This window comes from Hoeflea sp. AS16, assembly GCF_038900095.1.
In the GTDB taxonomy this organism is placed as follows: Bacteria; Pseudomonadota; Alphaproteobacteria; order Rhizobiales; family Rhizobiaceae; genus Hoeflea.
The window spans coordinates 110643-135450 of record NZ_JBBMQQ010000001.1 but is presented as its reverse complement, the minus strand read 5'-3'; the positions used below and the strand labels follow the sequence as shown (position 1 = coordinate 135450).

Below are 24808 nucleotides of genomic sequence, written 5' to 3'. Positions count from 1 at the left end.
GATGAAATATGACGCGATCATCGTAGGGGCCGGACACAACGGCCTGACCGCCGCCTGCTTCATGGCCCGGGCCGGACTGAAAACACTGATCGTCGAAAAGGAAGATCACGTCGGCGGCGCCGCTGTCAGCCTGTCGCTGACGCCGGGTTGGACCTATTCCAACTGCTCCTATGTCTGCTCGCTGCTGCGTCCCGAAATCATCCGCGCGTTGGAACTGCCCAAACACGGTCTGCAAGTGATCCCCTATGAGGGCGGCGGCGTGTTCAACTCCAAGGGCGAATATTTTGCCTACATGTCCGACCATGACGCGCTGCGCCGCGAGTTGATCCGCCATTCGCCGCGCGATGCCGATGGCTATGAACGCTATTCCCGCGCGGTGATGCGCCAGTGCAAGTTCATCAAGCCGCTGCTGTTGCGCACCGCACCTGACCCGGCGTCGCTCAAACCGCGCGACATCTCGGAGCTGCTCTACATCCTCAAGCGCTTTCACAATCTCGGCGCCCGCGAGATGGCCGAGACTGTCCGCTTCTGGACCATGTCGATCGCCGAGTATCTCGACCAGTATTTTGAAACCCCGATGATCAAGGCTTACATTGCCGGTTCCGGCATCATTGGCACCGGCCTCGGCCCCTACTCTCCCGGCACGGCTTACGTGCTGCTGCATCATTACATGGGCGAAGTCGACGGCGCCATCGGCGCATGGGGGTTTGCCCGTGGCGGCATGGGTTCGATCACCCAGGCCATGGCCAGATCATTCGAAGCCTCGGGCGGCGAAATCCGCACTGGCTCCGAACTTGACCACTTCACCGTCCGCGACGGCAAGGTGCGCGGCGTGGTGCTCGAAAATGGTGACGAGCTTGAGGCTGAAACAGTGGTCTCCGGCATGGATGTGCGCCGCACCTTCATCGACCACACCGCGGAAAAAGAGCTGCCGCAGGATTTCGTCAAGGGCGTCAAGCGCTACCGCTTCCGTGGCTCATCGGGAAAACTCAATGTCGCGCTCGACGGCATGCCCACCTTCACCGGCGCGCCGAAAGACGCCGCGTTCCTTCGGGGCGACCTGCATTTCCTCGATGACATGGCCGAGATCGAACGCGCCTATGACGACTGGAAGGACGGCCGCTGGTCGGCCAGCCCCTATGTCGACTTCCTGATCCCGACCCAGATCGACCCTACCATGGCCCCGCCCGGCAAACACTACGCCACGATCTTCGTGCAATACGCGCCCTATGAGCTGGCAAACGGCGAATGGGACGACACCAACCGCGAGGCTTTCGCCGAAACCGTGATCTCCAAGATCGAGCGCCACAGCCCCGATTTCCGCAAGCTGATCGTGCACAAGGAGATCCGGACGCCGAAAGACATCGAGGATCAGGTCGGTCTCACCGAGGGCAACATCTTCCAGGGCGAGCTCACCTTCGACCAGCTTCTGTTCAACCGCCCGGTGCCCGGCTACGCCCAGTACCGCTCGCCGATCAAGGGGCTCTACATGTGCGGATCCTCCACCCATCCCGGCGGCGGCGTCATGGGCGCGCCCGGCGCCAATGCCGCGCGCGAAGTGCTGAGCGACCTTGGCCACAAGATCGACATGGGATTGTCGGCATGACCGCGCACTACGACGCGATCATCATCGGTGCAGGCCACAATGGCCTTGTTGCCGCAGCCATGCTCGCCCGCAAGGGGCGCAAGGTGCTGGTGCTGGAAGCCCGCGATCATCTCGGCGGCATGCTCGGTGATGCCGGTTTTCGCGTTGCCCCCCTGCCCTACGCGCTTAGGCCGGAAATCATCAAGACACTGGGACTGCCTGCACAGCTGATGGGCACATCAAGACCCGTCGAGACCATATCGCTAAATCCGGATGGCTCGCCGGTCACCCTTCTTGGAGGAAAAGTCACCGGCGTCGAAACCGACATGGCCCAAGCCTATGCCACCCTTTACGCTCGGCTTGGGCGCCAGGCCAAGGCGCTTGGCGTGATGATGCTTCAACCACCGCCGGGATTGGGCAAGGCCAGTTTTGGTGAAATGACCGCGCTCGCCCGCATGGCGTTGAAGATGCGCCTGCTCGGCAAGACGGAGATGCGCGACCTGTTGCGCATCATTCTCTCCAACGTCTGGGATCTGCTCAACGACGAGATCGGCGACGGACCGCTGGCCGGGGCTCTGGCAATGGACTCCACCCTCGGCGGTGCCATGGGCCCACGCTCGCCCGGCACGGTTCTGACGCTGCTCTACCGCATGGCCTCGCAGTCTCCCCACGGCCACGGCCTGCGGCTGATGCCTGAAGGCGGTCCGGAGGCTTTGGTCGAGGCCTTGCGCAATTGCGTCACCGCTGCCGGCGGCGAAATCCGCACAGGCGCACCGGTGGAAAAAATACTGGTCGATCAGGACAAGGCAGCAGGCGTACGGCTCCAATCCGGCGAGGAAATTACTGCCCCGCTGGCGCTGTCCAATGCCTCACCCAAAACCACCCTGATGACGCTTCTCGGTGTCGAGCATCTTGATGGCGAATTCGTCCGCCGCTGCCGCAACATGGCATCCAAAGGTATGGTCAGCCGTCTGGATTTCGACATTGCACAAGCACCGATACCCGGGAGTGGCACCGCTCTCAAAAATGGCCAACGGCTGGTGATCGCCCCCACCATGCAGGCAATCGAGACCGCCTTCAACGCCGCCAAATATGGAGACCTGCCGCAACGGCCGGTGCTGGAAGCTACTTATGACTTGGCCGCCAATCGGCTCTGCGTCAGCGCCCAGTTCACACCTTATGATCTCAATGGCGGCTGGACCGGCGACGCCAAGGCAAAACTGACGACTTCGGTTCTTGCCGTCCTCGAAGAGGCACTGCCGGGGCTCTCGTCCGCGGTCACCGCCAGCCGGGTGATGTCGCCCGTCGACATCGAAACCGGCTACGGTGCTTCCGGCGGGCATTGGCATCATGGCGAATTGCGCGTCGATCAGTTGCTGATACTGCGGCCCTTCGACGGCGCTGCCCAATACCGTATGCCGGTGAAGGGGCTTTATCTCTGCGGCGCAGGCGCCCACCCGGGAGGCGACATTTCCGGGGCACCGGGCTTCAATGCGGCCCGTGCTGCGCTGCGCGACGGGGGAAACTGAGATGGCTGCGAAAGCAAAACCGGTTCCACAGGTGGCCCTCGGGCTTGAACCCGGCCCCTTCCATGATCGTCTGGTCGCGCACAACCGTCAGCAGTCCTGGGTCAACTGGATGGGCTACGCCTCCCCTTCGGTGCTCGACAATGTCGAGTTCGAGTATTTCGCCATCCGCAATCAGTCGACGTTGTTCGACATTTCGCCGATGTGCAAATACGCCATCAACGGCCCGGACGCCGAAGCTGTGGTCAACCGGCTGGTCACCCGCGACATCCGCAAGCTCAAGCCCGGTCGCGTCGCCTATTGCATCTGGTGTGATGAGGATGGCCAGGTCGTCGATGACGGTACCGTGTTCCGGTTCTCCGAAACAGAATTCCGGCTCTGCTGTCAGGAACCGCAACTGTCGTGGCTGGAAGACATCGCCTGGGGGTTCGATGTTTCCATCAGCGATGTCACCCGCGACATCGCCGGCCTGGCTTTGCAGGGCCCGACCAGCTGCGCGCTGCTCAAGGATTTAGGCCTCGCCGGCATAGAAACGCTCAAGCCCTTCGGCATCGCCGAGTTTGCAATCGGCGGCGCGCCGGTCACCATCTCGCGCACCGGCTTTACCGGCGATCTCGGCTACGAGCTCTGGATGGCGCCTGCCGATGCGCTCACCGTATGGGACGCATTGATGGATGCGGGCAAGCTTCGCGGCCTGCGGATCATCGGCTACGAGGCGCTGGACATGGCCCGCATCGAAGCGGGTTTCCTATTGCCGAAGGTTGATTTCCTCTCGGCGCAAACGGTGCTGAGATCCGACCGCGCCAGCACCCCTTACGAGCTCGGCCTTGAGTGGCTGGTGGCGCTCGAAAAACCGTATTTCAACGGCCGCCGTGCCCTCGTGGAATTATCGAAGCAAACGCCGCGGCGCAAACTCATCGCAATCGAGATTGAGCGCGACAAACCGGCTCACAATGCACTGGTCTATCACAAGAAGACCCGCGAAGTGGGCCAGGTCACTTCAGCCCTGTGGTCACCAACCTGCAAGCGCAACATTGCCTATGCATGGCTCGATGCCCCCTATGGCCAATCGGTCACGGGCGATCTCTGGGTAGAAATCTATCTGCAGAAGGAAATTAGATGGCAGCGCCGGATGGCCAGATGCCATCTGGTCAAGAAGCCATTTTTCGTGCATCCGCGGCGAACCGCGACGCCGCCGGCGGACGACTAGGCAAGGTCAATCCCCCATGCAGCCAATTGAAACCGAAACCGAAGAAGACAAGCAACAACTCGCACTGTTGACCCTGCCGCTCGGTGAGCCCGGGTCGGGCATGAGCCGCTATGGCGCGGCGATGTATTTCTACCAGCGTGGAAAGCTCGACGCCGATAGGCTCGAGGCCTACCGCATCTGCTGCAATCTCGATGACGAGGATCCTGAAGCGGTCATCCGGTCCCGCTCGGCCAACAAAACCGGTTGACTCCCCCTGTCTTCAACGAATACCAAAATCTTCAATATTTTCTGGTTTGTTGGAGATACCGGTGTTCGGTTTCAAGCACGACGATGCGGCAACGGTCGTCCAGTTCATCGCCGAACAGGTGCGCCGGGATATTTCCTTCGGCGTACTGCCTCCCGATTCACGGCTCAAGATCGAGGACCTGCGCCAGCGCTACGGCGGCAGCGCCCACTCCTTCCGCGAAGCGCTGACCCTGCTTGCCAATGAAGGCATTGTCGAAGCCAACACCCAGCGCGGCTTTCGTGTCGCCTCGGCCTCGCAGGCCGATCTCGAGGATGTCACCCGGCTGCGCGCAGAGATCGAAGGCCTTGGTCTCAAATGGTCGATGAAACATGGCGCCGTGCGCTGGGAGGGTGAACTGATCGCCGCCCGTCACGCGGTTGATCGTGCCGACCAGATGGTCATGGGCGACATCGACGCGCTGGCGCTCGAGTGGGACGAGGCCAATCGCGAATTTCACGCGGTGCTGGTTTCACGCTGCAATTCACCACGGTTGATCGAATTCCAGTCCCGGCTGTTTTTTGAAAGCCGCCGGTTCCGTTTTGCAGTGCTCAAGGAACGCGGCATCGTCCCGGAGGAATTGACGATGACGCGCAACCGGCTGGTCGATGCGGTCCTTGCCCGCAACGAACAGCGGGCGATCGAAGCACTCGAAAGGCTCATTCTCGAGCCATTCGGCAATCTGGGTATCTAGTCTCGCGTGTGGGAGGAGTGTCACACCGGCACGCACAAACAAGACAATCGACACGAAAGCATCCAAGGGAGGATCACATGATCAAGACGACACGCAGAACAGCACTTTCAATGTTTGCCGCCACCGCAATCGGGCTGGTGAGCGCAGCCGGAATGTCCACCGCCGCACAGGCCGCCGACGCGGTCAAGATCGGCATTTTGGCCTTCACCTCGCATTCGCCAAGCATGATTGCCGAAGCCAAGGGCTATTTCGGCGAGCAGGACCTGACGGTCGAATTCGTCAAGTTTCAGGCCGCCCAGCCGATGGCCATCGCAATTGCATCCGGTGACATCGATTTCGGCATGACCGCCATTTCCGGCGGCCTCATCAGCCTTGCCGAAAAGGGTGCGGTCCGCATCATCGGCGGCGCGCTTCAGGAAACGCCCGAGATCTCCGGCCAGAAGGTCCTCGCCTCCAAGGCCGCCTATGATTCAGGCGTCACCAGCCCCGACAAGCTTGCCGGTCACACCTTCGGCGTCACCACCGCAGGTTCGTCATTCCACTACATGGCCCACAAGATCGCCGACAAGGCCGGCTTCGACCGTTCGGAAATCAAGATCACCCCGATGCAGAAAGTGCCCGCCGTGATCGCCGCGCTGAAATCGGGCCAGATCGACGCCTGGTCGATCGTTCCCAACATCGCCGGTGCGCTCACAAAGGGCCCGGAAGTGGTCGAAATCGGCAACGTCTCCGACTACGTCGACAATTACCAGGTCACCACGGTCTTCACCTCGACCAGGAACGTCACGGAAAACCGCGAGCTGGTTACACGCTTCCTCGCTGGCCTTTCCAAAGGCATTGATGACTACAACGCCGCCTTTGTCGACAAGACCATGAGCGCCGATGAAGTTGCCGAGATCACCGACATCGTGCACAAATATGTCTATTCCGATCAGCCGATCGAAAAGGCGGGACCGCGCATTGCCGCTGGCGCGATGCGCATCAATGCCGGCGCCAAGCTCAATATCTCCAGCGTCGAAGACCAGCTCATGTGGTTCCAGTCGGAGAAGCTTGCGCCAGAAGGCGTGACCATGGCCGATCTCGTCGACACCAGCTTCGTCGAGACCTATTGAACATCTGAATAAAACCAGCCACGACAGCACCCCGCAACGGCATGCGCTGCGGGGTGCGCTTCACCACCCGAACCCAGGATGCCGAGACAATGGAACTGATCCTTGATCAAGTCAGCCATTCCTATGGCGATATTGAAGTCTTGAGCGACATATCGCTGTCGGTCGGCTCGGGCGAGATCGTCTGCATCGTCGGCCCGTCCGGATGCGGCAAGTCGACCCTGTTGCGCATCCTCGGCGGACTCGAAAAACCCGATGCCGGTGCCGCGCTGATTGCCGGAGACCCGCCAGCCGACAGTTTCAATCCGCTGACTTATGTGTTCCAGGATTTTGCCCTGCTGCCCTGGCGCACCGTCGAGGGCAATATCAGCCTGGTGCTTGAGGATCATTCGGTGCGCAAGGACAAGGCCCGCGCCATCATCGCCGACGTGCTGGCCCGCACCAAGCTCAGCGAATTTGCCAATGCCTGGCCGAGGCAATTGTCAGGCGGTATGAAGCAGCGCGTTGCCATCGCCCGGGCGCTGTCGGTCAACCCGGCCGTCATGCTGATGGACGAACCGCTCTCCGCGCTCGACAGCCAGACCCGTGAACTGCTTATGGACGATCTTATCGAGCTTTGGGGACAGGTCGGCTTTTCCGCCTGCTACATCACCCATAACCTCGCCGAAGCCGTGCGGCTCGGCCATCGCATCGTCATGCTGTCACGACGCCCCGGAAAAATACGCGAGATCGTCGACATCGACATTCCGCTGGCCGAACGGATCAACTATCCGGCTGAAACCGCCACCATCCAGCGCAGGCTGTGGGAGGCCATGCGCGACGAGGCCCGTGCCGCCGACCGGGAGCTGTCCGATGTCGCTTGATGCCACCAACGAAGCGCGCAACCAGCCACGGCGCAACGCCAGCGACCTGCAGCAAAGCAGCAAGATCAAGCCTGTGCCGTTCCGCGGCGCCGGTTTCGTTCACACCCAGCACCGCTTCATTGCACCGCTGCTGTTCGTCGCACTGATAATCCTGTGGGAAATCGGCTCGCAAACCGGCTTCATTTCCAACATCGCCCTGCCCGCCCCCTCGGAAGCCGCCGGTGCTCTGTCCGATCTGTTCGAGACCGGAATGATCTGGAAGCATCTCTCGGCAAGCCTCTACCGGCTGGTTGTCGGCTGGACCCTCGGCAGTCTGATCGGTGTCTTTGTCGGCCTCGCCATCGCATTGTTCTCGCTGGTGCGTGCCGGTATCTCGCCGTTCATCACCGCGCTGTTTCCGATCCCCAAGATCGCACTTCTGCCGCTGTTCATCATCTGGTTCGGCATCGGTGAAGGCTCCAAGGTCGCCACCATCCTGTTTGGCACCTTCTTTCCCACCGTCATCGCCACCTATGGCGGCGTCGACAATGTCGACCGCAACCTGATCCGCATGGGCCAGTCCTTCGGCCTGTCGTGGATGTCGATCGTCCGCAAGATCATCATTCCGGGCGCCCTGCCCGCGATCCTGTCCGGCTTCCGCATCTCCGCCTCCATTGCCATCATCCTGCTTGTCGCCGCTGAAATGATCGGAGCCGAGTTCGGCATCGGTGCCTACATCCTCATGGCCGGTGCGCTGTTTGCCACAGATCAGTTGATCGCAGGCGTGGCCATGCTTTCGGTTCTTGGCCTGACAGTCGGCTGGCTGATCAGCCGGGCCGAACGCATGCTGCTAAGCTGGCGCGCCTGAACTGATTGCACAAAAAAGGCCGGACGCAGCCAAGCGCCCGGCCCCTTCATAGATATTTCCAGATTACGACTTCAGCTTGGTCCAGACCTTTTCGCGCAGGTCCTTGGAGGCCGGCGAACAGGCCTTGTAGGCGCGCAGGCGGTCGTTGTATTCCGCCGGTGTGTTGACCGCGGGGTCAGCCTTGAGATCGTCTTTCAGGAACTCGCCGGAACCGGCAACCGCGTTGGAATAGCCCGTGTAGTTCGACGCGGTCGCAGCCACCTCAGGCGACATCATCCAGTTCACGAAAACCTTGGCCGCTTCCATGTTCGGCGCATCCTTCGGCACCGCGATCACATCGGTCCAGAAGGTGGTGCCTTCCTTCGGATAGACATAGACAACCTCAGGCTTCTTGGCCTTCACCCGGTGCGCCGCGCCATTCCACTGCATGTGCACGGGAACTTCGCCGGCAATCATCCGGTCGATTGTGCCGTCATTGGAATAAAGCTTCACATCCGGCTTCTGCGCCATCAGCACATCGAGGATCACCTGAGCTTCGGCCGGGTCTTCGGTGCATTTGTCGATGCCCTTGTAATAAGCTGCCGCGTTCCAGACGTCAGACATTTCGTTGAGCATGGCGATCTTGCCTTTCAGCTCTTCGGCCGGCTCGAAGATCGCTTTCCAGCTCTCTTCCATCTTGCCGCCGGGGACCATTGCCGGATCGTAGGTAAATCCGGTCGTGCCCCACATGTAGGGTGCTGAATAATCGCGGTTTTCATCGCCTGCCATGGTCGTGAACGCCGGAAGCAGGTTCTTGAAATTCTCCATCTTGGAGACGTCGATCTTGGCCAGCATGCCCTTTGAAACCATCACTCCGAGAGTGGTGCTGCCGGGAAAGATCACATCATATCCGCTGCCGCCTGCCTGCAGCTTGGCCAGCAGGTCCTCTTCCGAAGCATAGTTGTCAACCGTCACCTTGGTGCCGGTTTCCTTCTCGAACCGCTCGAGCAGCTCCGGTGCGAAATAGTTCGACCAGTTGTAAAGATGCAGTTCGCCGGCCGCCATCGCGCTGCCGCTCAAAGCGGTGAGCGCAATTGCCGACGCCATCAGCAATTTGGCCGTATGCCTTGCTACCCTGTTGTTCTTGATCATGAGTTGCTCCAATTGTTTGTGGGCTTTGCGTCTCAACCGGGCCCTGATTTCCGGTTTTGGTCCCGCCCCAGGAACAGGGACAGGGAGACAAGAGAGAGTGACAAGAGCAGCATCAGCGAGGAGATCGCGTTGACCTCCGGGGTAACGCCGGTTCTTACCAATCCAAAGATGTAGATGGGCAATGTGGTCGAGCCCGCACCGCCGAGGAAAAACGTGGTGACAAAATCATCCAGCGAGATGATGAATGCCAGCACCAGTCCCGAAAGGATTCCCGGGATCAGTTGCGGCAGCGTCACCCGCCAGAATGCCTGGATCGGGTTGGCATACAGATCAGCCGCCGCCTCCCCGATCTTCGGGTCCATGCCTTCGAGCCGCGCCCGGATCGGCAGGTAGGCAAAGGGAATGCAGAAGACGATATGCCCGATGATCACCGTGCCGAGACCGAATGTGAAGCCAAGGCTGGCAAAAAACATCAGCGTGGCCACGGCAGGCACGATTTCGGGGACGGTGATCGGCAGGGCAAACACGGCGTTGATGCCGGTCTTGCCGAGGAACCGGTCATTGCTCGCCATCCTGAGCGCCGCCAGCGTGGCCAGCGTCGTCGCACTCACCGAGGCGATTGATGCGATGATCAGCGAGTTGGTGGCAGCCCCGACAATGTCGCGGTTGGCAAGCGCCATCTTGTACCAGTCGAGCGAGAATCCGGTCCAGACGGTCACCGTCCGGTTTTCATTGAACGACAGCGCAATCAGGATCAGGATCGGCAGATAGACATAGGCGAAGAAAGCTGCCGTGGCGGTAAACAGCCCCGGCCAATGCCGGGCGTCGCCGGGAAAGGAGCGGCGGCGGAATGGATTGAGCTTCATTCCGATCCCTCCAGCGTACCGCGGTACCGCCGTGCATAGGCCCCCAGCGAAAACAGGACCAGCGCCAGCAGGAACAGCCCCAAAGCCGCGCCGAACGGCCAGTTGCGCGCAGCACCGAACTGGAACCCGATCAGATTGCCGATCATCAGAGTCTTGCCGCCGCCAAGCAGTTCCGGCGTGATGTAGGCACCAAGTGCAGGAACGAACACCAGCACGCAGCCGGCGACGATACCCGGCAAGGCGAGCGGCAGGATAACCCGGCGGATGGTCTGCCAGCGGTTGGCGTAGAGATCGAACGACGCTTCGACCAGCCGGAAATCCATTTTCTCAAGACTCGAGTAGATCGGTAGCACCATGAACGGCAAAAACGAGTAGGTGAGCCCGACAGCGACCGCGAAGGCATTGTGCAGCAGCGGCAGCGGCTCGGAAATGATGCCCAACCACATCAGCGTGGAATTGATGGTGCCGTGATCGCGCAAAAGCAGGATCCAGGCGTAATTGCGCACCAGCAGATTGGTCCAGAACGGCAGCGTCACCATGAACACCAGAACCGCTTTCCATTTGCGGTCCCGGGTGGCCATGAACATCGCCACCGGCAACCCCACGGCCAGCGAAATCACCATGGTCAGGAACGACAGCCAGACCGAGCGCAGGATGATGAACATGTAATTGAAGTTCAGCGCCAGGGTGCCATCAAGTTCGCGCTCGAAAAACAGCCTGACATAGGCCTCGGCACTGAACTGGTCCCACAGCACACCGCCGGTATAGTCCCTGCCCCTGAACGAGATATAAGCCATCAGACCCAGCGGCACGATCATGAAGATTGTGATCGCCAGCAGCGCCGGCCCGATCAGAAGCACGCGAAACAACGTGTTTTTACCGGCCCGGGTCATGACGGGTCATCGGCCAGAACGGAAACCGAGGACGCATCAACCGACCAGCCGATCTCGTCACCCTTGGCAAACGACCGACTTTGCGCCGTGTTGTTCTGCAGCCGGGCGCGCATCTCCACCCCATCGGCAAGCTTGAAATGAACAATCGTGTCGGTTCCGTGATAGACGACATTCGACACCACACCCGGCAATGCGCCCGGCGTTGGCGTTACGATCCTGATGCGCTCGGGACGGACCGCGATCATCGCAGCCGCGCCCATTCCCAATCCGGACCTGTCGTCGGAGCGCAAGCCTCCGACACCGGCAATCATGTACTCGCCCTCACCCGCGGCCTTGGCCGGAAGCAGGTTGATCTCGCCGATGAACCCGGCAACGAAACGATGTTTTGGCTTGTCGTAGATCTCGCGCGGTGAACCGATCTGCAGGATTTCGCCACCATTCATCACCGCGATCCGGTCCGACATGGTCAAGGCCTCGTCCTGGTCGTGGGTGACGAACACGAAGGTAATGCCGGTGTCGGTCTGCAGCCGTTTGAGTTCCAGCTGCATCTCCTTGCGCAGCTGCAGGTCAAGCGCCGACAGCGGCTCGTCGAGCAACAGAACCTTTGGCTGCGGCGCCAGTGCCCGCGCCAGCGCCACACGCTGCTGCTGGCCGCCGGAGATCTGCGTGATCCTGCGGTCGGCCATGGCCTCGAGCCGCACCAGCCGCAACATCTCCGCCGTCACCGATTTGATCTGCTCCTTGGGCCGGCCCAGCATTTCCAGACCGAACGAGATATTCTCCGACACGGTCATATGCGGAAACAGTGCATAGTTCTGGAATACCGTATTGACCGGGCGCTGATAGGGCGGCTTTGACGACAGGTCTATTCCATCGAGCAGAACCGCGCCGGACGATGGTTGTTCAAAGCCGGCGATCAGCCTCAGCAACGTCGTCTTCCCGCAGCCCGACGGTCCCAGCAAGGTGAAAAACTCGTTTTTCTGGATATCCACCGACACATCGTCGAGTGCTCGAAATGCATTGGCGCCAGTGCCAAACACTTTACTCAGGGAGCGAACTGCAACCGCACAATTGTCATCTGCAGGCGACGGCTCTCCGTCAGATTGTGTCGAGGTTTTCAAAGGCACTCCTGTTTGAAAAATTCAACGACCGGAAAGTCGCATTCAGGTTGCGCCCCAGAGGATTTGAAACGCCGGGAACCACAGCCATCCGCGGCTGAAACCCCATTTAATATTGAATGATCGTTCAGCAATTAGATGATGATGTCAAGTTGATGCGACCGGTTTCGGCGTCGCTGAAGCTCGCCGGAATGTCTCAAATGCGACAAGAACTGGCTTGGTTGCGAGAGCGGGATCGAGTTGATCACGAATGATTTGGGTAGGGTGAGGCTCACCGCACAGAACCGGGAAAACAAATTTTGACGATCCGGTTTCAGCTTTAATATGAACAAGTTAAGTTCTATTCAGCGGCCCTGCCTGCTACAACTGAACAAGCGATCCTTTGCGCGCACTGGCGCCCCACCTCCACCAGTGTTCTGCAACTGTGCGTCCCGTTTGATCCTTGTCATGGACCGACAAGACAGGATTGGGCAATTCATCGGTGGAAATCCAATTAAGGAGCTGTTTCGAAATGGTCGACATGTCTGGAGCCGAACCTGACCGGCTGGAAAACTTCCCCGTCACTTTCTTTGCCGTCATGATGGGGTTGCTGGGGCTGGCGCTGGCCATGGCCGCAGCAGAGAAGGCCGCAGGATCGGCAGGCAACGTCTCGCAATTCATCCTGGGAACTTCCGTCGCCGTGTTTGCGGTCCTGGCCTTCTTCTACGGATTGAAGCTGGTGCGGCACCCCGGCGCCGTCCTCGCCGAATGGAACCATCCGGTCCGCATTGCCTTCTTCCCGACAATCTCGATCTCGCTGCTGCTGCTGGGAACTGCAATGGCCCCGCAGATACCGGCTGCCGCTTACGTTATCTGGAGCATCGGCGTCGCGGCCCAGGGGCTTCTGTCACTCAGTGTCATCGCCAACTGGATCGGTCACCGCTCCTTCCAGCCGCTGCACCTGTCGCCGGCCTGGTTCATCCCGGCGGTTGGCAATGTGCTGGTGCCTCTCGCCGGCGTCGATTTCGGCGTGATCGAATTGTCCTGGCTGTTCTTCTCCGCCGGCCTGCTGTTCTGGATTGTCCTGCTGACACTGGTGATGAACCGCCTGATCTTTCACGAACCGCTGCCTGCGCGGCTGATGCCGACACTGGTGATCCTGATCGCCCCGCCGGCAGTGGCCTTTGTTGCATGGGTAAGGTTGACGGGTGATGTCGACGCCTTCGCCCGCGTCCTTCTGAACACCGGCTATGTCTTTGCCCTGATCGTGCTGACCCAGGCACCGCGGTTCTTCCGCCTGCCCTTCGCATTGTCCTGGTGGGCGCTGACCTTCCCCGTGGCCGCACTTTCCGTTGCCTCCTTCGTCTTCGCCCACGAAACCGGTTCCTACGGCCACAGGATGATCGGCTTTGGACTTGTGATCGTTCTGTCCTTCGCCGTTGCAACACTTGTGGTGCGCACCGCGCAGGCAATCCGCGGCAAGCAGATCTGCCTGCCGGAATAAGGCCGGCATCAGGCAGCCTTTCCAAAGAAAGGGCGCCCGGATAGCAAAATCCGGGCACCCTTTGATCAATCCGTCATGGAGATGAAAACCGCTACTCCGCAGCCTCGCCCGGCGCGTCCGGCAGGTCCTGCTTGCCACCAAGTCCGACGCGCGCTTTCACACGCAGCCACCAGGCCGTGACCTTGCTGTCTTTCGAGCGGGTGACAATCATCAACAGCGACGGCGTTACCACCAGCGTCAGTATGGTCGAGAACGCGAGCCCGAACACGATGGCGCTCGACAGCGAGATCCACCACTGCGTTGAAGGCGCGCCATAGGTCGTCTCATGCGCCATGATCTCGAGGTTGAAACCGAAGGCAATCGGCAAAACACCCAGGATCGCGGTGACTGCGGTCAGCACCACAGGCCGTGCGCGTTCGCGGCAGGTCTCGAGAATGGCGTCGAGCTTGTCGCTGCCCTCCCGCCTGAGATGATCGTAGGTGTCGATCAGCACGATGTTGTTGTTCACCACCACACCGGCCAGCGCAATAACCCCGATACCGGTCATGACGATGCCAAACGGCTGTCCGGTGATCAGAAGTCCGAGGAAAACACCGATGGTCGACATGACCACGGCCGACAACACCAGTCCGACAGACAGGAAGTTGTTGAACTGCGCCAGCAGCACGACAAAGATAAGGAACACCGCAGCCGCCGCCGCCTTGCTCAGGAACTCGCCGGCCGCTTTCTGTTCTTCATCCTCGCCCGCCAGTTTCCAGCGGATCCCCATCGAATTGAGATCCGCCTTCTCCAGTTCGGCGACAATGCCCTGCCGCAGAGGGTCGGCCTGGATGCCTTCGCTGATTCCGGCGGAAACGGTGATGGTCCGAACCCCGTCAATCCGGGTCAGCGTGCCGACGCTGGCCGCAGGTTCGCGGGTGACGAAGTTGGATATCGGCACCGAACCCTGGCTGGTCTCGATCCTCAGATCGTCCAGCGTCGAAAGCGTCCGCCGGTCTTCGGGCAGTCTCAGCCTGATATCGACGGCGTCATCGGCGCCCGCCGGACGATAGTCGGTCAGCTTCAGCCCGGTTGTCACAAGCTGCACCACCGTACCGACGGAAGCCGGTCCGATGCCGTAACGCGCGGCCACCGAGCGGTCGACCTTGATTTCCCAGTCGACACCTGGCGGCGGCAGGCCATCGGAGATGTCGATCACTCCCGGCGTCTGCTTGAGTTGCGCCGCCACCTGCCTCGCCACATCGGCAAGCCCCGCCGGATCGACGGCGGACAACTGGATCTGGATCGCCTTGCCGGTCGGCGGGCCACCCTGGGGCACCTGGACTTCGATATCGACGCCCGGGAATCCGGTCAGCTCGCGGCGGAAATCATCAAGGATTTCACCCGCCGGCTTGCGCTCGCGCCAGTCGACGAATTCGTACTGGATCACGCCCACCACGTCTTCGGCAACATCGTTGCCGCCGCCGCTGACCTTGCCGACACGGGTGTAGACACTGGTCAGGCCAGGCCAACCGATGACCCGGTTTTCGACCATGCGGACAGCCGCGTCCTTTTCATCGAGCGAGAGGTTGCCGCGTGCATGCACATACAGCAGTCCGTAATCGGGTTCGACACTGGGGAAGAACTCGACGCCATTGCCGTATTTGCCATAAGCGACAGGCACTACGATCAGCGCCGCCAGTGTGCAGAACACCACGATGAACGGATGCCGGACGGCACGCGCCACAAACCGCATGTAAAGCCCGTCGCGCTTGGGGCCGTCCTCGACAGTTGGCTTGGCGAACATCGCGCCCAGCGTCGGTGTGAACACCAATGCGTAAAGCAGCGAAGCCGACAGCGTCGCGATCAACGTGATCGGCATGTATTTCATGAACTCGCCGACCATGCCCGGCCAGAACAACAGCGGCGAAAACGCCGCGACACGGGTCAGCGTCGCCGCCACCACCGGCCCGGCCATGCGCTTGGCCGCCAGCGAAAACGCCTCTTTCCGGTCCATGCCCTCACTCATCCGGCGCTCGGCGAATTCGGTGACAATGATGGCGTCGTCGACCAGCATGCCGACGGCAAGGATAAGGCTGAACAGCACCACGATATTGACCGTCAGCCCGGCCAGCGAAAGCGCCAGGATGCCCATCAGGAACGACGCCGGAATGGCAAAGCCGATCAGCAGTGACGCCCTGCCCGACAGCGCATACAGGATCACGATGAACACCAGGATGACTGCCGTCAGCACCGAGTTCTGCAGATCGCTCAGCAATTGCCGGATCGAGGTCGACTTGTCCTGGCTGAAACCGATGACCGCGCCTTCCGGCAACAGCGTCTTGAACTCGTTTGCCACCACCTTGACCGCATCGACGGTCTCGATCAGGTTCGCGCCGGTGCGCTTGGAAACCTCGATGGCGATGGCCGGTTTGCCGTTGAGCCGCGTGATCGTCTCGGCATCCTTGAAGGTCGAGCGGATGGTGGCAAGGTCACGTGCCCGCACCACCGCATTCGAACCGGCGATGATCGGCAGGTTTGCGACATCCTCGGCGGTTTCGATCAGCAGCGGCACCTTGACCGCATAGTGCCCCTCCACGCCTTCCAGCGCACCGGCGGCAACCACCGAATTGGAGGCGTTGACCCCGGCGATCAGCTGATCGAGCTGCATACCGTAGGACGACAGCTTGACCGGGTCGATGATCACCTCGACCAGATCATCGCGCGCGCCCTGCAGCGAAGCATCGAGCACGCCGCTGACTTCCTCGATCCGGTCACGAAGTTCGCGCGCCGCACGGGTCAAGGCGCGTTCGGGCACATCACCCGCCAGCGTCACCACCAGCACCGGAAACTCGGAGATATTGACCTCGTTGACCGTCGGCTCGTCTGCGCCCTGCGGCAGGTCGGGCTTGGCGTCCGATACCTTGTTGCGCACGTCATCCAGCGCCTTGGAAAGGTCGGCCCCGGCCATGAACTCGATGATCACGTTGCCGCCGCCCTGATAGGCGGTCGAGCGCATTTCCTTGATGCCGGTAATATTTTTCAGCTTGGTTTCCATCGGACGGAGCAGCAGACGCTCCGAATCCTCCGGTGAAATTCCGGAATATGCCATGCTGACATAGATGATCGGAATCTGGATATCCGGCTCGGCTTCCTTCGGAATCGAGATATAGGACATCGTTCCCGCAACGATCAGGAACAAAAGAACCGCCAGTGTCAGCCGCGCATTGCGGATCGCGACATCGACAAAATTCATTGCGACTTCTCCGCAGCCTTGACGGTCGCGCCGGTGATCAGGCTGGTGTCGGCGGGCACCGCATTGACGGTTTCCCCGTCGCTGACCAGATCCTGGCCGGCCACGATGATCTTGGCGTTCTGCGGAACACCGCTGAGCACGAGACCTGCAGGTGAATCGTCAATCAGGTCGATCGGCACAAACCCGACCGTGTTGTCTTCATTGAGAATGCGCAGGCCAAGATTGCCGGCCGCATCCAGCGTCACCACAGAGCGCGGCAGCTTGACGGCGGTTACCGCCTCGGACTTGATCATGATTTCGGCGGTCATGCCCGCCGGGATCTCGTTGTCCGGGTTGGCAATCGCGACCTCGATCGGAAATGTCCGTGTGCCCGCTGTGGCCTCGAGGCTGACATGCCGCACCGTGCCGGAAACGACGTCGCCGCTGATCAGCCGCACATCTGCTTCGCTTCCAACGCTGACATAGGCGATCTCCCGCTCGCTGACTTCGCCCAGCGCCACCACCGGATCGAGCTGCAAAAGCACCGCCGCCGCTTCGCCCGAAGGCAGCCAGCTGCCCTCCTCGACCATCACCTGGTCGATGACACCCGAAAACGGCGCCACCACGGTCAGCCGGTCCAGGTCGGCCTGCGCAGCTTCGAGTTGCGAACGCGCCGACGCCAGCGCCGAACGGGCGCTGTCGCTCTGCGTCGTCGGCGAAATCCCGTTCTTGACCAGGCGTTCGATGTTCTCGGCTTCCTTGCGGCGCTGGTCCAGCAGCGCTTTGGCCGTATCCACCATCGCCTGTTTTTCGGCGCCATCCAGCACCAGAACCACATCGCCGGCCTGAACCGTGTCGCCCTTTTTCACCTTCAGCTCACCGAGGATCCCGGCACTGCGGGTTGCAAGCGTCGTGCGCTTGTCCGGCGTTGTCACTCCGGAGATACGGATGATGCGGTTGTGCTGGACGAAGGCAGGTTCGATCACCGCCACCGTGCGCAATACCTTTTCCGCAGGCGCAGCCGTCTTCGCGGCATCGGCCTCTTCGCCCGGCGTTTCATTTGCCGCGCTGCCAATTGACGAGAACTCGCCGGTAAGCACCCATGCGGCGGATACAGCCAGCACGACGAATGCTGCAATGGTGTGAAACCTTGGCTTGGCCATAGAAAACCTGCTCTCAAAATTGTTTTGCGCAAGGGCGCAGCTGAAGCTGCACCGGTTGACAACGCGCATGCGGACGGCAAATCGATTGAAATCGGATACCAGTGTTTCGGGCTATATAGTGGCAGCAGCGAGACCAAAAAAGCTCAACAGCCCAGAAATGGCGGCTTTCACGCTAAAGCCGTCATACAGTGACTTCACTGCAACAGATAGCGCATTTTCGATATTAGCAACCTGTCGAGCCCGGTAATAATTCCGGTTTTGCTGCGGCCAGGCCTAGGGCTGCCGCATGGTTTCGATCAGCTCGACATCGAATTCGCGGCAGATCTTGCGCACCCTGTCATCCGGACATTGATCGGTGACGAAGGTGTCAACCTGCTCGAGATGACCGATCCGCACCGGCGCGGTACGCTCGAACTTGGTCGAGTCGGCAACAAGGATCACCTGCCTTGCATTGGCGATAATGGCCTGCGCCACCTTGACCTCGCGGAAGTCATAATCGAGCAGCGCGCCATCCGGATCGATCGCCGAGGTGCCGATCACCGCGTAATCCACCTTGAATTGCCGGATGAAATCCACCGCCGCCTCGCCGACAATACCGCCGTCAGAGGCACGCACAACGCCACCGGCGATCACCACCTCGAACTGGGTATAGGGACGCATCCTGTTGGCAACATTGATGTTGTTGGTAATGATCATCAGCCGCCCGTGCCGCAGCAAGGCCTGGCTCACCGCCTCTGTGGTCGTGCCGATATTGATGAAGAGTGATGCATTGTCCGGGATCAGTGCAGCTGCGGCGATGCCGATTGCCTGCTTTTCCGCAGCCGCAATCTTGCCGCGTTGCGCATATTCCATGTTCTGGGTGCTCGAGGGGATGACCGCGCCGCCATGGATGCGTGTGAGCAATTGCCGCTCGCACAGATCGTTGAGATCCTTGCGGATGGTCTGCGGCGTCACTTCGAAACGGCTGGCCAGATCGTCAACCAGAACCCTGCCCTCGGTCTTGGCGAGTTCAACAATTTCCGAATGGCGCGGCGCGAGGTACATAAGCATGATTTTCCGACGTTCGCTGGTTTCGGGTCCATTTTAAAACGAAAGAAACGAAAATCACAATGCGTTCCTTGTTTCAGCTTGATAACCCGGGTGATTGTGCCGGACGCCATCGCCAGCAACGTATAACAGCCCCCCGCTCAGCTTTGCGCCGTGCGCCGCCTCAGGATGTCGGCAAAAAACAGCGCCGCATCATGCGGACGGTCGATATCGCGGGTGATCAGGCCCACGGCGCCCATGGTCGAGCCGGTATCGATCGGCAACGCAACGAACTCGCCGGATCCGAGTTCAGCGGCGACCACACCGCGTGAAATGATCCATATGGCGTCCGTTGAGCGCAGGAAGGCGCGGCCGAAACTGTCCGACACGGTCTCCACCGCCTGGGCCGGCGGCGCCATGCCTTGCTCCAGCATGACCCGCTCGACAAAGGGATGGATGATCGATCCCGCAGGCGGGACCAGAACCGGATGACGCGAGAGAATATCCGCCGCCACCTGCCGCTGTCCCGCCAGCGGATGGGTGTTGGAGACAACGAACACCACCCGGTCCCGGTAAAGCTGTTCGAAACGAAGGCTTGCCATGTTCTCGGGCGCAGGCATCCGCCCCATAACCAGGTCGAGGTCGCCCTTGCGCAGCTGGTCGAGCAGCACCCGGTTTTCGCCAGTCGTTACCATCAACGGGCTTTTCAGCCCCGACGCCAGGAAATCGGCCACCGCGCCGGGCATGATGGTGGCAGACACGGTCGGCAATGCGCCGATGCGCAGCGGGGGGCCAGCCGCGGTCGCAACATTGGCAAGCGCCGCTATTCCGCCGCGCACCGCGGCAAGCCCGGAACCGGCATGCGAGAGAAAGACCTCTCCCTGGTGCGACAACCGGATGCCCCTGCCATCCCGTTCGATCAGCGGCGCGCCGACGATCTGCTCCAGTTCGCGGATGGTTCGCGTCACCGCCGGCTGCGTCAGCGACAGGGTGATCGCCGCCCTCCCGACGCTCTTTTGGCGAGCGACTTCGACGAAAGCTTCCAGATGCCGAATTTTGATGCGTCGCGAAATATCCATATCGAATTCGCTATTATTAAAGCAATAAAAAATCATTATTCATTTCCATTCCAATATGTAAAGTAGATCATGGTTTTGGCTTGGAGGATCTGATGGCGGAAACAATGTCCAAGGGTGAGCGCACGCGCCGCGAGGTACTGGGCGACGCCCATGTCGACAGGTCGATCGCGGCAATGACCCTCTTTGATGCACCGTTTCAGGACCTGATCACTGCAAGCGCGTGGGAAGGCCTGTGGTCGCGTCCCAACTGGAGCAAGCGCGACCGCTCGATCGTGACAATCGCGCTGCTGGCAGCGCTTGGCCACGAGGACGAAGTCGCCATGCATGTCCGCGCCACGGCCAACACCGGCGCCACCGAAGAAGACATTTGCGAAGCACTGATGCATGTGGCGATCTATGCCGGCGTACCGGCGGCCAACACCGCCTTTCGCATCGCCAAGCGGACACTGGCTGAGATGAAATCCACATCGGGAGGATCCAAGGCATGAGAAACAGCAGGCCACGAGCAGCGAACTATTTCCCCCGGGACAGGGCATGGCATCCGCAACCCTACGCGCCGGGTTACAAGTCGTCGGTCCTGCGCGCGCCCCAGAGACCTCTGATAGCCTTCGCAAACACCCTTTCCGAGACCACGGGCCCTGTCTTTGGCCACGACATGATCGGGCCGCTCGACAACGACCTGACCCTCAACTTCGCCCAGCCCGGCATGAGCGCCATCGGCGAGCGCATCGTTGTCCAGGGACGGGTGCTTGATGAACGGGGGCAGCCTGTCCCCAACGTTCTGCTCGAATTCTGGCAGGCCAACGCCGGCGGCCGCTACCGGCACAAGAAGGACAGCTATCTGGCGCCGCTCGACCCCAATTTCGGCGGTTGCGGACGGACAGTCTCCGGCGATGACGGCACCTATGCTTTCCGCACCGTGCGCCCCGGCCCCTACCCCTGGCCGAATGGCCCGAATGACTGGCGTCCGGCGCACATCCACATTTCCGTCTTCGGCCAGGCCTTTGCCCAGCGCCTGATCACCCAGATGTATTTCGAGGGAGACCCGTTGATCCCGCGTTGCCCGATTGTCCGGACCATCAATGATCCGGCTGCCATCGACATGCTGGTCGCCCGCCTCGACATGGACGCATCGGCGCCGATGGACTCGCTGACCTATCGTTTCGATATCATCCTGCGCGGCTGCCGCTCGACCCTGTTCGAAAACCGTCTGGAGGGCAACTGACATGACCAATCTTCCCCTGACACCGCTCTACCCCTTCAAGGAATCGCCGTCACAAACCGCAGGCCCTTACGTCCATATCGGCCTGACGCCGAATTTCTGCGGCATCGAAGGCGTCTATGATCAGGACCTCGGCATCGCCATGGTCAATGACGACACAAGGGGCGAGCGCATCACTGTTGAAGGCCGGGTCATCGACGGCGCAGGCACACCGCTCAAGGACATGCTGGTCGAGATCTGGCAGGCTGATACCGATGGTCTGTACAACTCTCCGGCCGAGCAGCGCGGAACCGCAGACCCTGCCTTCACCGGTTGGGGGCGTTGCGCCGCGGATGCACAAACCGGGCATTTCCGCTTCGAGACAATCAAGCCCGGCCGCGTTCCGTTTACCGACGGACGCCTGCAGGCCCCGCACATCAACATCTGGATCGTCGCCCGCGGCATAAACCTGGGCCTCAACACCCGGATCTATTTCGAGGACGAGGCTGAAGCCAACGCTGCCGACCCGGTGCTTGAACGCTTCGAGCATCAGGACCGGGTGGCAACACTGCTCGCCAAGGGCGGCAATGGCAAGTACAGCCATGACATCCACCTGCAAGGTCCGCAGGAAACCGTATTTTTCGATATCTGAGAGAGAAGCTGGTCATGGCACAATTCATGACGCTACCCGAAGCGGTGGCGCAAAACCTCAACTCCGGTGACACGGCTGCGTTCGAGGGGTTTACCCACCTCATTCCGCATGCCAGCGCACACGAAGCGCTTCGCCAGGGCATCAAGGATCTTACCCTGGTGCGCATGACCCCTGACGTCGTCTACGACCAGATGATCGGCATGGGCGCGGTGCGCAAGCTGATCTTCTCCTATGCCGGCAATCCTGGTGTCGGGCTTCTCAGGCGGCTGCGGGACTCGGTCGAAAACGGCTGGCCGCACCGCATCGAGATCGAGGAACACTCCCACGCTGCCATGGCCAATGCCTATGAAGCCGGAGCCGCAGGCCTGCCGTTTGCCACCTTCCGCGGCTACAAGGGTGCGGAACTGGCCAGGGTCAACCCGAACATCAAGTCCGTCACCTGCCCGTTCACCGGCGAGGAACTGGCAGCGGTTCCGGCAATCCGTCCGGACGCGACCTTCATCCATGCGCAAAAGGCCGACCGCAAGGGCAACGTGCTGATCGAAGGCATTGTCGGCGTGCAGAAGGAAGCCGTGCTCGCTGCCAAGCGCTCGGTGATTACCGTCGAGGAGATCGTCGACGATCTGTCCGCTCATCCCAACGCCTGCGTCCTGCCCGGCTGGGCCGTCACTGCCATCTGCGTGGTGCCGGGCGGTGCTCACCCGTCCTATGCCCATGGCTACTATCCCCGCGACAACGCCAGCTACATCGCCTGGGACAAGATTGCCGCGGACCGCGACACCTTCCTGGCCTGGATGAAGAACAATGTTCTTGATGCCAGGCCGGAGGATTTTGCCGACCGGATCAAACATCTTAGGAGCGCGGCATGAGCGACACTGATTTCACCCCCAATGAAATGATGACCATCGCGGCATCCCGTGCCCTGAAGAACACCGACGTCTGCTTCGTCGGCATCGGCGCACCGTCCGCCGCCTGCAACATCGCCCGCCTCACCCATGCCCCCGATGTGACCCTGATCTATGAAAGCGGCACCATCGGAACCGCCCCGCAGGTACTCCCCCTGTCGATCGGCGACGGCGAACTCTGCGACACTGCGGTCACAACCGTTTCGGTGCCGGAGATGTTCCGTTACTGGCTTCAGGGCGGGCGCGTAACCGTCGGCTTCCTCGGCGCTGCCCAGATCGACCGCTTCGGCAACATCAACACCACCGTGATCGGCGATTACGACCACCCGAAGACCCGCTTGCCCGGCGGCGGCGGCGCTCCGGAAATTGCGTCTTCCTGCGGCGAGATCTTCATCACGCTCAAGCAGTCAAAACGCGCCATGGTCGACAAGATCGATTTCTTCACCAGCTTCGGACACGGCGACGGCGGCGACCATCGTCAGCGTCTGGGAATTACCACCAAGGGTCCGACGCTGATGGTCACGGACCTTGCGGTCTGGAAGCCTGATCCGGTAACACGTGAGTTCACCGTGGTCTCGTTGCACCCCGGCGTAACGCGCGAAATGGTTCAGGCGGAATGCGGCTGGACCGTGCGGTTCGCTGACAAGCTCGAGGAGACTCCGGCCCCGACCGGGATCGAGCTGTCGACACTGCGCGATCTCAATGCCCGTACCAAAGCCGCCCATTCGGGCGGAAAAACTGGAGAAGCCGCCTGATGGCCGAAGCATTCATTTGTGATTATGTCCGCACCCCGATTGGCCGTTTCGGCGGCGCCCTGTCCGGCGTTCGCGCCGATGATCTGGGCGCGATCCCGATGCGGGCCCTCAGGGAGCGCAATCCGAACGTCGACTGGGAAACGGTCGACGAGGTCTATTACGGCTGCGCCAACCAGGCAGGCGAAGACAACCGCAACGTCGCCCGCATGGCCACGCTGCTCGCAGGCCTGCCGGTCTCGGTTCCCGGCACCACGCTCAACCGCCTTTGCGGCTCGGGCATGGATGCCGTGCTTGCAGCCTCCCGCATCATCCGCTCCGGTGAAGCCGAGCTGGTGATTGCCGGCGGCGTGGAAAGCATGTCCCGCGCCCCCTTCGTCATGCCCAAGGCCGACACCGCCTTCTCGCGCAACGCCGAAATCTACGACACCACCATCGGCTGGCGGTTTGTCAATCCGCTGCTCAAGTCCCAGTACGGCGTCGATTCCATGCCGGAAACCGGCGAAAACGTCGCCGAGGATTACAACATCAGCCGCGCCGATCAGGATGCTTTTGCCCTGCGCAGCCAGGCCCGCGCCGGCAAGGCACAAGCCTCGGGCCGTTTCGCCAGGGAAATCGTTGCTGTGGAAATTCCGCAGCGCAAGGGCGATCCGGTTGTCGTCGATAGCGACGAACATCCCCGTCCGCAGACGACGCTCGAGCAGCTGGCGAAGCTCAAAGCCCCGTTCCGCGCCGGTGGCAGCGTGACCGCGGGCAACGCATCAGGCGTCAATGATGGTGCTGCGTCGCTGATCATTGCCAGCGAGGCTGCCGCCAAAAAGCATGGCCTCACCCCCATCGCCCGCATTCTCGGCGGCGCCACCGCCGGTGTCGAGCCGCGGATCATGGGCATCGGCCCTGCACCGGCAACCCAGAAACTGTGCGCCCGTCTTGGCCTCAAGCCATCCGATTTCGGTGTCATCGAACTCAATGAAGCCTTTGCCAGCCAGGGCATTGCCGTCCTGCGCCAGCTCGGGCTTCAGGAAGATGCCGATCACATCAACCCCAATGGCGGCGCCATTGCGCTGGGCCACCCGCTCGGCATGTCCGGCGCCCGGATCACCGGCACGGCGGCGCTGGAACTGGCAGTCCGCAACGAAAAGCTGGCGCTGGCCACCATGTGCATTGGCGTTGGCCAGGGCATCGCCATCGCTCTCGAACGGGTCTGA

Annotated in this window: 23 protein-coding genes; 15 read left to right on the top strand and 8 right to left on the bottom strand. The window is 61.1% G+C overall.

Annotated elements, in window-relative coordinates; genetic code table 11:
* Position 1 precedes the first annotated feature (1 nt).
* The 8 genes from WNY80_RS00605 to WNY80_RS00570 all read left to right on the top strand — a co-directional run bounded on the left by WNY80_RS00605 (position 2) and on the right by WNY80_RS00570 (position 8117).
* Positions 2–1606, top strand: a complete 1605-nt coding sequence (locus WNY80_RS00605; RefSeq protein WP_342885401.1) for an NAD(P)/FAD-dependent oxidoreductase — start codon at positions 2–4, stop codon at positions 1604–1606.
* Positions 1603–3114, top strand: coding sequence for an NAD(P)/FAD-dependent oxidoreductase (locus WNY80_RS00600; RefSeq protein WP_342885400.1), 1512 nt, complete (start codon positions 1603–1605; stop codon positions 3112–3114). The genes WNY80_RS00605 and WNY80_RS00600 overlap by 4 nt, the downstream gene beginning before the upstream one ends.
* A gap of 1 nt (position 3115) precedes the next feature.
* Entirely contained in the window at positions 3116–4321 is a 1206-nt protein-coding gene (locus tag WNY80_RS00595) for an aminomethyltransferase family protein (RefSeq protein ID WP_342885399.1), read from the top strand.
* 16 nt (positions 4322–4337) lie between these two features.
* Entirely contained in the window at positions 4338–4568 is a 231-nt protein-coding gene (locus WNY80_RS00590; RefSeq protein WP_342885398.1) for a hypothetical protein, read from the top strand.
* Positions 4569–4629: 61 nt separating this feature from the next.
* Positions 4630–5298: a GntR family transcriptional regulator gene (locus tag WNY80_RS00585; protein ID WP_342885397.1), complete on the top strand. Its 669-nt coding sequence runs from the start codon at positions 4630–4632 to the stop codon at positions 5296–5298.
* 77 nt (positions 5299–5375) lie between these two features.
* Positions 5376–6410 (top strand): ABC transporter substrate-binding protein, encoded by a 1035-nt coding sequence (locus WNY80_RS00580; RefSeq protein WP_342885396.1) that lies wholly within the window; start codon positions 5376–5378, stop codon positions 6408–6410.
* 89 nt (positions 6411–6499) lie between these two features.
* On the top strand, positions 6500–7270 hold the full coding sequence (locus tag WNY80_RS00575; protein WP_342885395.1) for an ABC transporter ATP-binding protein: 771 nt from the start codon (positions 6500–6502) through the stop codon (positions 7268–7270).
* Positions 7260–8117 (top strand): ABC transporter permease, encoded by an 858-nt coding sequence (locus WNY80_RS00570; protein WP_342885394.1) that lies wholly within the window; start codon positions 7260–7262, stop codon positions 8115–8117. Before WNY80_RS00575 ends, WNY80_RS00570 begins: the two co-directional genes overlap by 11 nt.
* 63 nt (positions 8118–8180) lie before the next feature.
* Here WNY80_RS00570 and WNY80_RS00565 read toward each other — a convergent pair whose 3' ends face one another.
* Genes WNY80_RS00565 through WNY80_RS00550 form a run of 4 tightly spaced genes read right to left on the bottom strand, consistent with a single transcriptional unit; the run spans position 8181 to position 12047 of the window.
* Positions 8181–9248, bottom strand: a complete 1068-nt coding sequence (locus tag WNY80_RS00565) for an extracellular solute-binding protein (protein WP_342885393.1) — start codon at positions 9246–9248, stop codon at positions 8181–8183.
* Positions 9249–9280: 32 nt separating this feature from the next.
* A complete protein-coding gene (locus WNY80_RS00560; RefSeq protein ID WP_342885392.1) occupies positions 9281–10114 on the bottom strand; it encodes an ABC transporter permease in 834 nt (277 codons plus the stop codon).
* Complete coding sequence (locus tag WNY80_RS00555) at positions 10111–11007, bottom strand: ABC transporter permease (RefSeq protein WP_342885391.1); 897 nt, start codon at positions 11005–11007, stop codon at positions 10111–10113. Before WNY80_RS00555 ends, WNY80_RS00560 begins: the two co-directional genes overlap by 4 nt.
* Positions 11004–12047, bottom strand: coding sequence for an ABC transporter ATP-binding protein (locus WNY80_RS00550; protein ID WP_342885390.1), 1044 nt, complete (start codon positions 12045–12047; stop codon positions 11004–11006). The genes WNY80_RS00555 and WNY80_RS00550 overlap by 4 nt, the downstream gene beginning before the upstream one ends.
* Before the next feature lie 589 nt (positions 12048–12636).
* Between WNY80_RS00550 and WNY80_RS00545 the strand changes: the two genes are divergently transcribed.
* Positions 12637–13608: an SLAC1 anion channel family protein gene (locus WNY80_RS00545; protein WP_342885389.1), complete on the top strand. Its 972-nt coding sequence runs from the start codon at positions 12637–12639 to the stop codon at positions 13606–13608.
* Between the two features lie 91 nt (positions 13609–13699).
* Here WNY80_RS00545 and WNY80_RS00540 read toward each other — a convergent pair whose 3' ends face one another.
* From WNY80_RS00540 to pcaQ, 4 genes are all read right to left on the bottom strand, one after another.
* Positions 13700–16843, bottom strand: coding sequence for an efflux RND transporter permease subunit (locus tag WNY80_RS00540; RefSeq protein ID WP_342885388.1), 3144 nt, complete (start codon positions 16841–16843; stop codon positions 13700–13702).
* Entirely contained in the window at positions 16840–17985 is a 1146-nt protein-coding gene (locus WNY80_RS00535; RefSeq protein ID WP_342885387.1) for an efflux RND transporter periplasmic adaptor subunit, read from the bottom strand. The genes WNY80_RS00540 and WNY80_RS00535 overlap by 4 nt, the downstream gene beginning before the upstream one ends.
* 273 nt (positions 17986–18258) lie before the next feature.
* A complete protein-coding gene (locus WNY80_RS00530) occupies positions 18259–19029 on the bottom strand; it encodes a DeoR/GlpR family DNA-binding transcription regulator (protein WP_342886274.1) in 771 nt (256 codons plus the stop codon).
* A gap of 143 nt (positions 19030–19172) precedes the next feature.
* On the bottom strand, positions 19173–20090 hold the full coding sequence (pcaQ, locus tag WNY80_RS00525) for a pca operon transcription factor PcaQ (protein WP_342885386.1): 918 nt from the start codon (positions 20088–20090) through the stop codon (positions 19173–19175).
* Positions 20091–20182: 92 nt separating this feature from the next.
* On the opposite strand from pcaQ, the gene pcaC reads away from it, so the two are divergent.
* The 6 genes from pcaC to pcaF are packed head-to-tail and all read left to right on the top strand — an operon-like array spanning position 20183 to position 24808.
* Entirely contained in the window at positions 20183–20578 is a 396-nt protein-coding gene (pcaC, locus tag WNY80_RS00520; protein ID WP_342885385.1) for a 4-carboxymuconolactone decarboxylase, read from the top strand.
* Entirely contained in the window at positions 20575–21315 is a 741-nt protein-coding gene (gene pcaH / locus WNY80_RS00515) for a protocatechuate 3,4-dioxygenase subunit beta (protein WP_342885384.1), read from the top strand. The genes pcaC and pcaH overlap by 4 nt, the downstream gene beginning before the upstream one ends.
* A 1-nt stretch (position 21316) precedes the next feature.
* A complete protein-coding gene (pcaG, locus tag WNY80_RS00510; RefSeq protein WP_342885383.1) occupies positions 21317–21943 on the top strand; it encodes a protocatechuate 3,4-dioxygenase subunit alpha in 627 nt (208 codons plus the stop codon).
* A 14-nt stretch (positions 21944–21957) separates the two neighbouring features.
* Positions 21958–22812, top strand: a complete 855-nt coding sequence (locus tag WNY80_RS00505; RefSeq protein ID WP_342885382.1) for a CoA transferase subunit A — start codon at positions 21958–21960, stop codon at positions 22810–22812.
* Complete coding sequence (locus tag WNY80_RS00500; RefSeq protein WP_342885381.1) at positions 22809–23603, top strand: CoA-transferase subunit beta; 795 nt, start codon at positions 22809–22811, stop codon at positions 23601–23603. Before WNY80_RS00505 ends, WNY80_RS00500 begins: the two co-directional genes overlap by 4 nt.
* Positions 23603–24808 (top strand): 3-oxoadipyl-CoA thiolase, encoded by a 1206-nt coding sequence (pcaF, locus tag WNY80_RS00495; protein ID WP_342885380.1) that lies wholly within the window; start codon positions 23603–23605, stop codon positions 24806–24808. Before WNY80_RS00500 ends, pcaF begins: the two co-directional genes overlap by 1 nt.

What these genes read in the sequence shown, in the direction of transcription:
- WNY80_RS00605 (WP_342885401.1), top strand. Translation starts at nt 2, where the DNA reads ATGAAATATGACGCGATCATCGTAGGGGCCGGACACAACGGCCTGACC.
- WNY80_RS00600 (WP_342885400.1), top strand. Translation starts at nt 1,603, where the DNA reads ATGACCGCGCACTACGACGCGATCATCATCGGTGCAGGCCACAATGGC.
- WNY80_RS00595 (WP_342885399.1), top strand. Translation starts at nt 3,116, where the DNA reads ATGGCTGCGAAAGCAAAACCGGTTCCACAGGTGGCCCTCGGGCTTGAA.
- WNY80_RS00590 (WP_342885398.1), top strand. Translation starts at nt 4,338, where the DNA reads ATGCAGCCAATTGAAACCGAAACCGAAGAAGACAAGCAACAACTCGCA.
- WNY80_RS00580 (WP_342885396.1), top strand. Translation starts at nt 5,376, where the DNA reads ATGATCAAGACGACACGCAGAACAGCACTTTCAATGTTTGCCGCCACC.
- WNY80_RS00575 (WP_342885395.1), top strand. Translation starts at nt 6,500, where the DNA reads ATGGAACTGATCCTTGATCAAGTCAGCCATTCCTATGGCGATATTGAA.
- WNY80_RS00570 (WP_342885394.1), top strand. Translation starts at nt 7,260, where the DNA reads ATGTCGCTTGATGCCACCAACGAAGCGCGCAACCAGCCACGGCGCAAC.
- WNY80_RS00565 (WP_342885393.1), bottom strand. Translation starts at nt 9,248, where the DNA reads ATGATCAAGAACAACAGGGTAGCAAGGCATACGGCCAAATTGCTGATG.
- WNY80_RS00560 (WP_342885392.1), bottom strand. Translation starts at nt 10,114, where the DNA reads ATGAAGCTCAATCCATTCCGCCGCCGCTCCTTTCCCGGCGACGCCCGG.
- WNY80_RS00555 (WP_342885391.1), bottom strand. Translation starts at nt 11,007, where the DNA reads ATGACCCGGGCCGGTAAAAACACGTTGTTTCGCGTGCTTCTGATCGGG.
- WNY80_RS00545 (WP_342885389.1), top strand. Translation starts at nt 12,637, where the DNA reads ATGGTCGACATGTCTGGAGCCGAACCTGACCGGCTGGAAAACTTCCCC.
- WNY80_RS00540 (WP_342885388.1), bottom strand. Translation starts at nt 16,843, where the DNA reads ATGAATTTTGTCGATGTCGCGATCCGCAATGCGCGGCTGACACTGGCG.
- WNY80_RS00535 (WP_342885387.1), bottom strand. Translation starts at nt 17,985, where the DNA reads ATGGCCAAGCCAAGGTTTCACACCATTGCAGCATTCGTCGTGCTGGCT.
- WNY80_RS00530 (WP_342886274.1), bottom strand. Translation starts at nt 19,029, where the DNA reads ATGTACCTCGCGCCGCGCCATTCGGAAATTGTTGAACTCGCCAAGACC.
- pcaQ (WP_342885386.1), bottom strand. Translation starts at nt 20,090, where the DNA reads ATGGATATTTCGCGACGCATCAAAATTCGGCATCTGGAAGCTTTCGTC.
- pcaC (WP_342885385.1), top strand. Translation starts at nt 20,183, where the DNA reads ATGGCGGAAACAATGTCCAAGGGTGAGCGCACGCGCCGCGAGGTACTG.
- pcaH (WP_342885384.1), top strand. Translation starts at nt 20,575, where the DNA reads ATGAGAAACAGCAGGCCACGAGCAGCGAACTATTTCCCCCGGGACAGG.
- pcaG (WP_342885383.1), top strand. Translation starts at nt 21,317, where the DNA reads ATGACCAATCTTCCCCTGACACCGCTCTACCCCTTCAAGGAATCGCCG.
- WNY80_RS00505 (WP_342885382.1), top strand. Translation starts at nt 21,958, where the DNA reads ATGGCACAATTCATGACGCTACCCGAAGCGGTGGCGCAAAACCTCAAC.
- WNY80_RS00500 (WP_342885381.1), top strand. Translation starts at nt 22,809, where the DNA reads ATGAGCGACACTGATTTCACCCCCAATGAAATGATGACCATCGCGGCA.
- pcaF (WP_342885380.1), top strand. Translation starts at nt 23,603, where the DNA reads ATGGCCGAAGCATTCATTTGTGATTATGTCCGCACCCCGATTGGCCGT.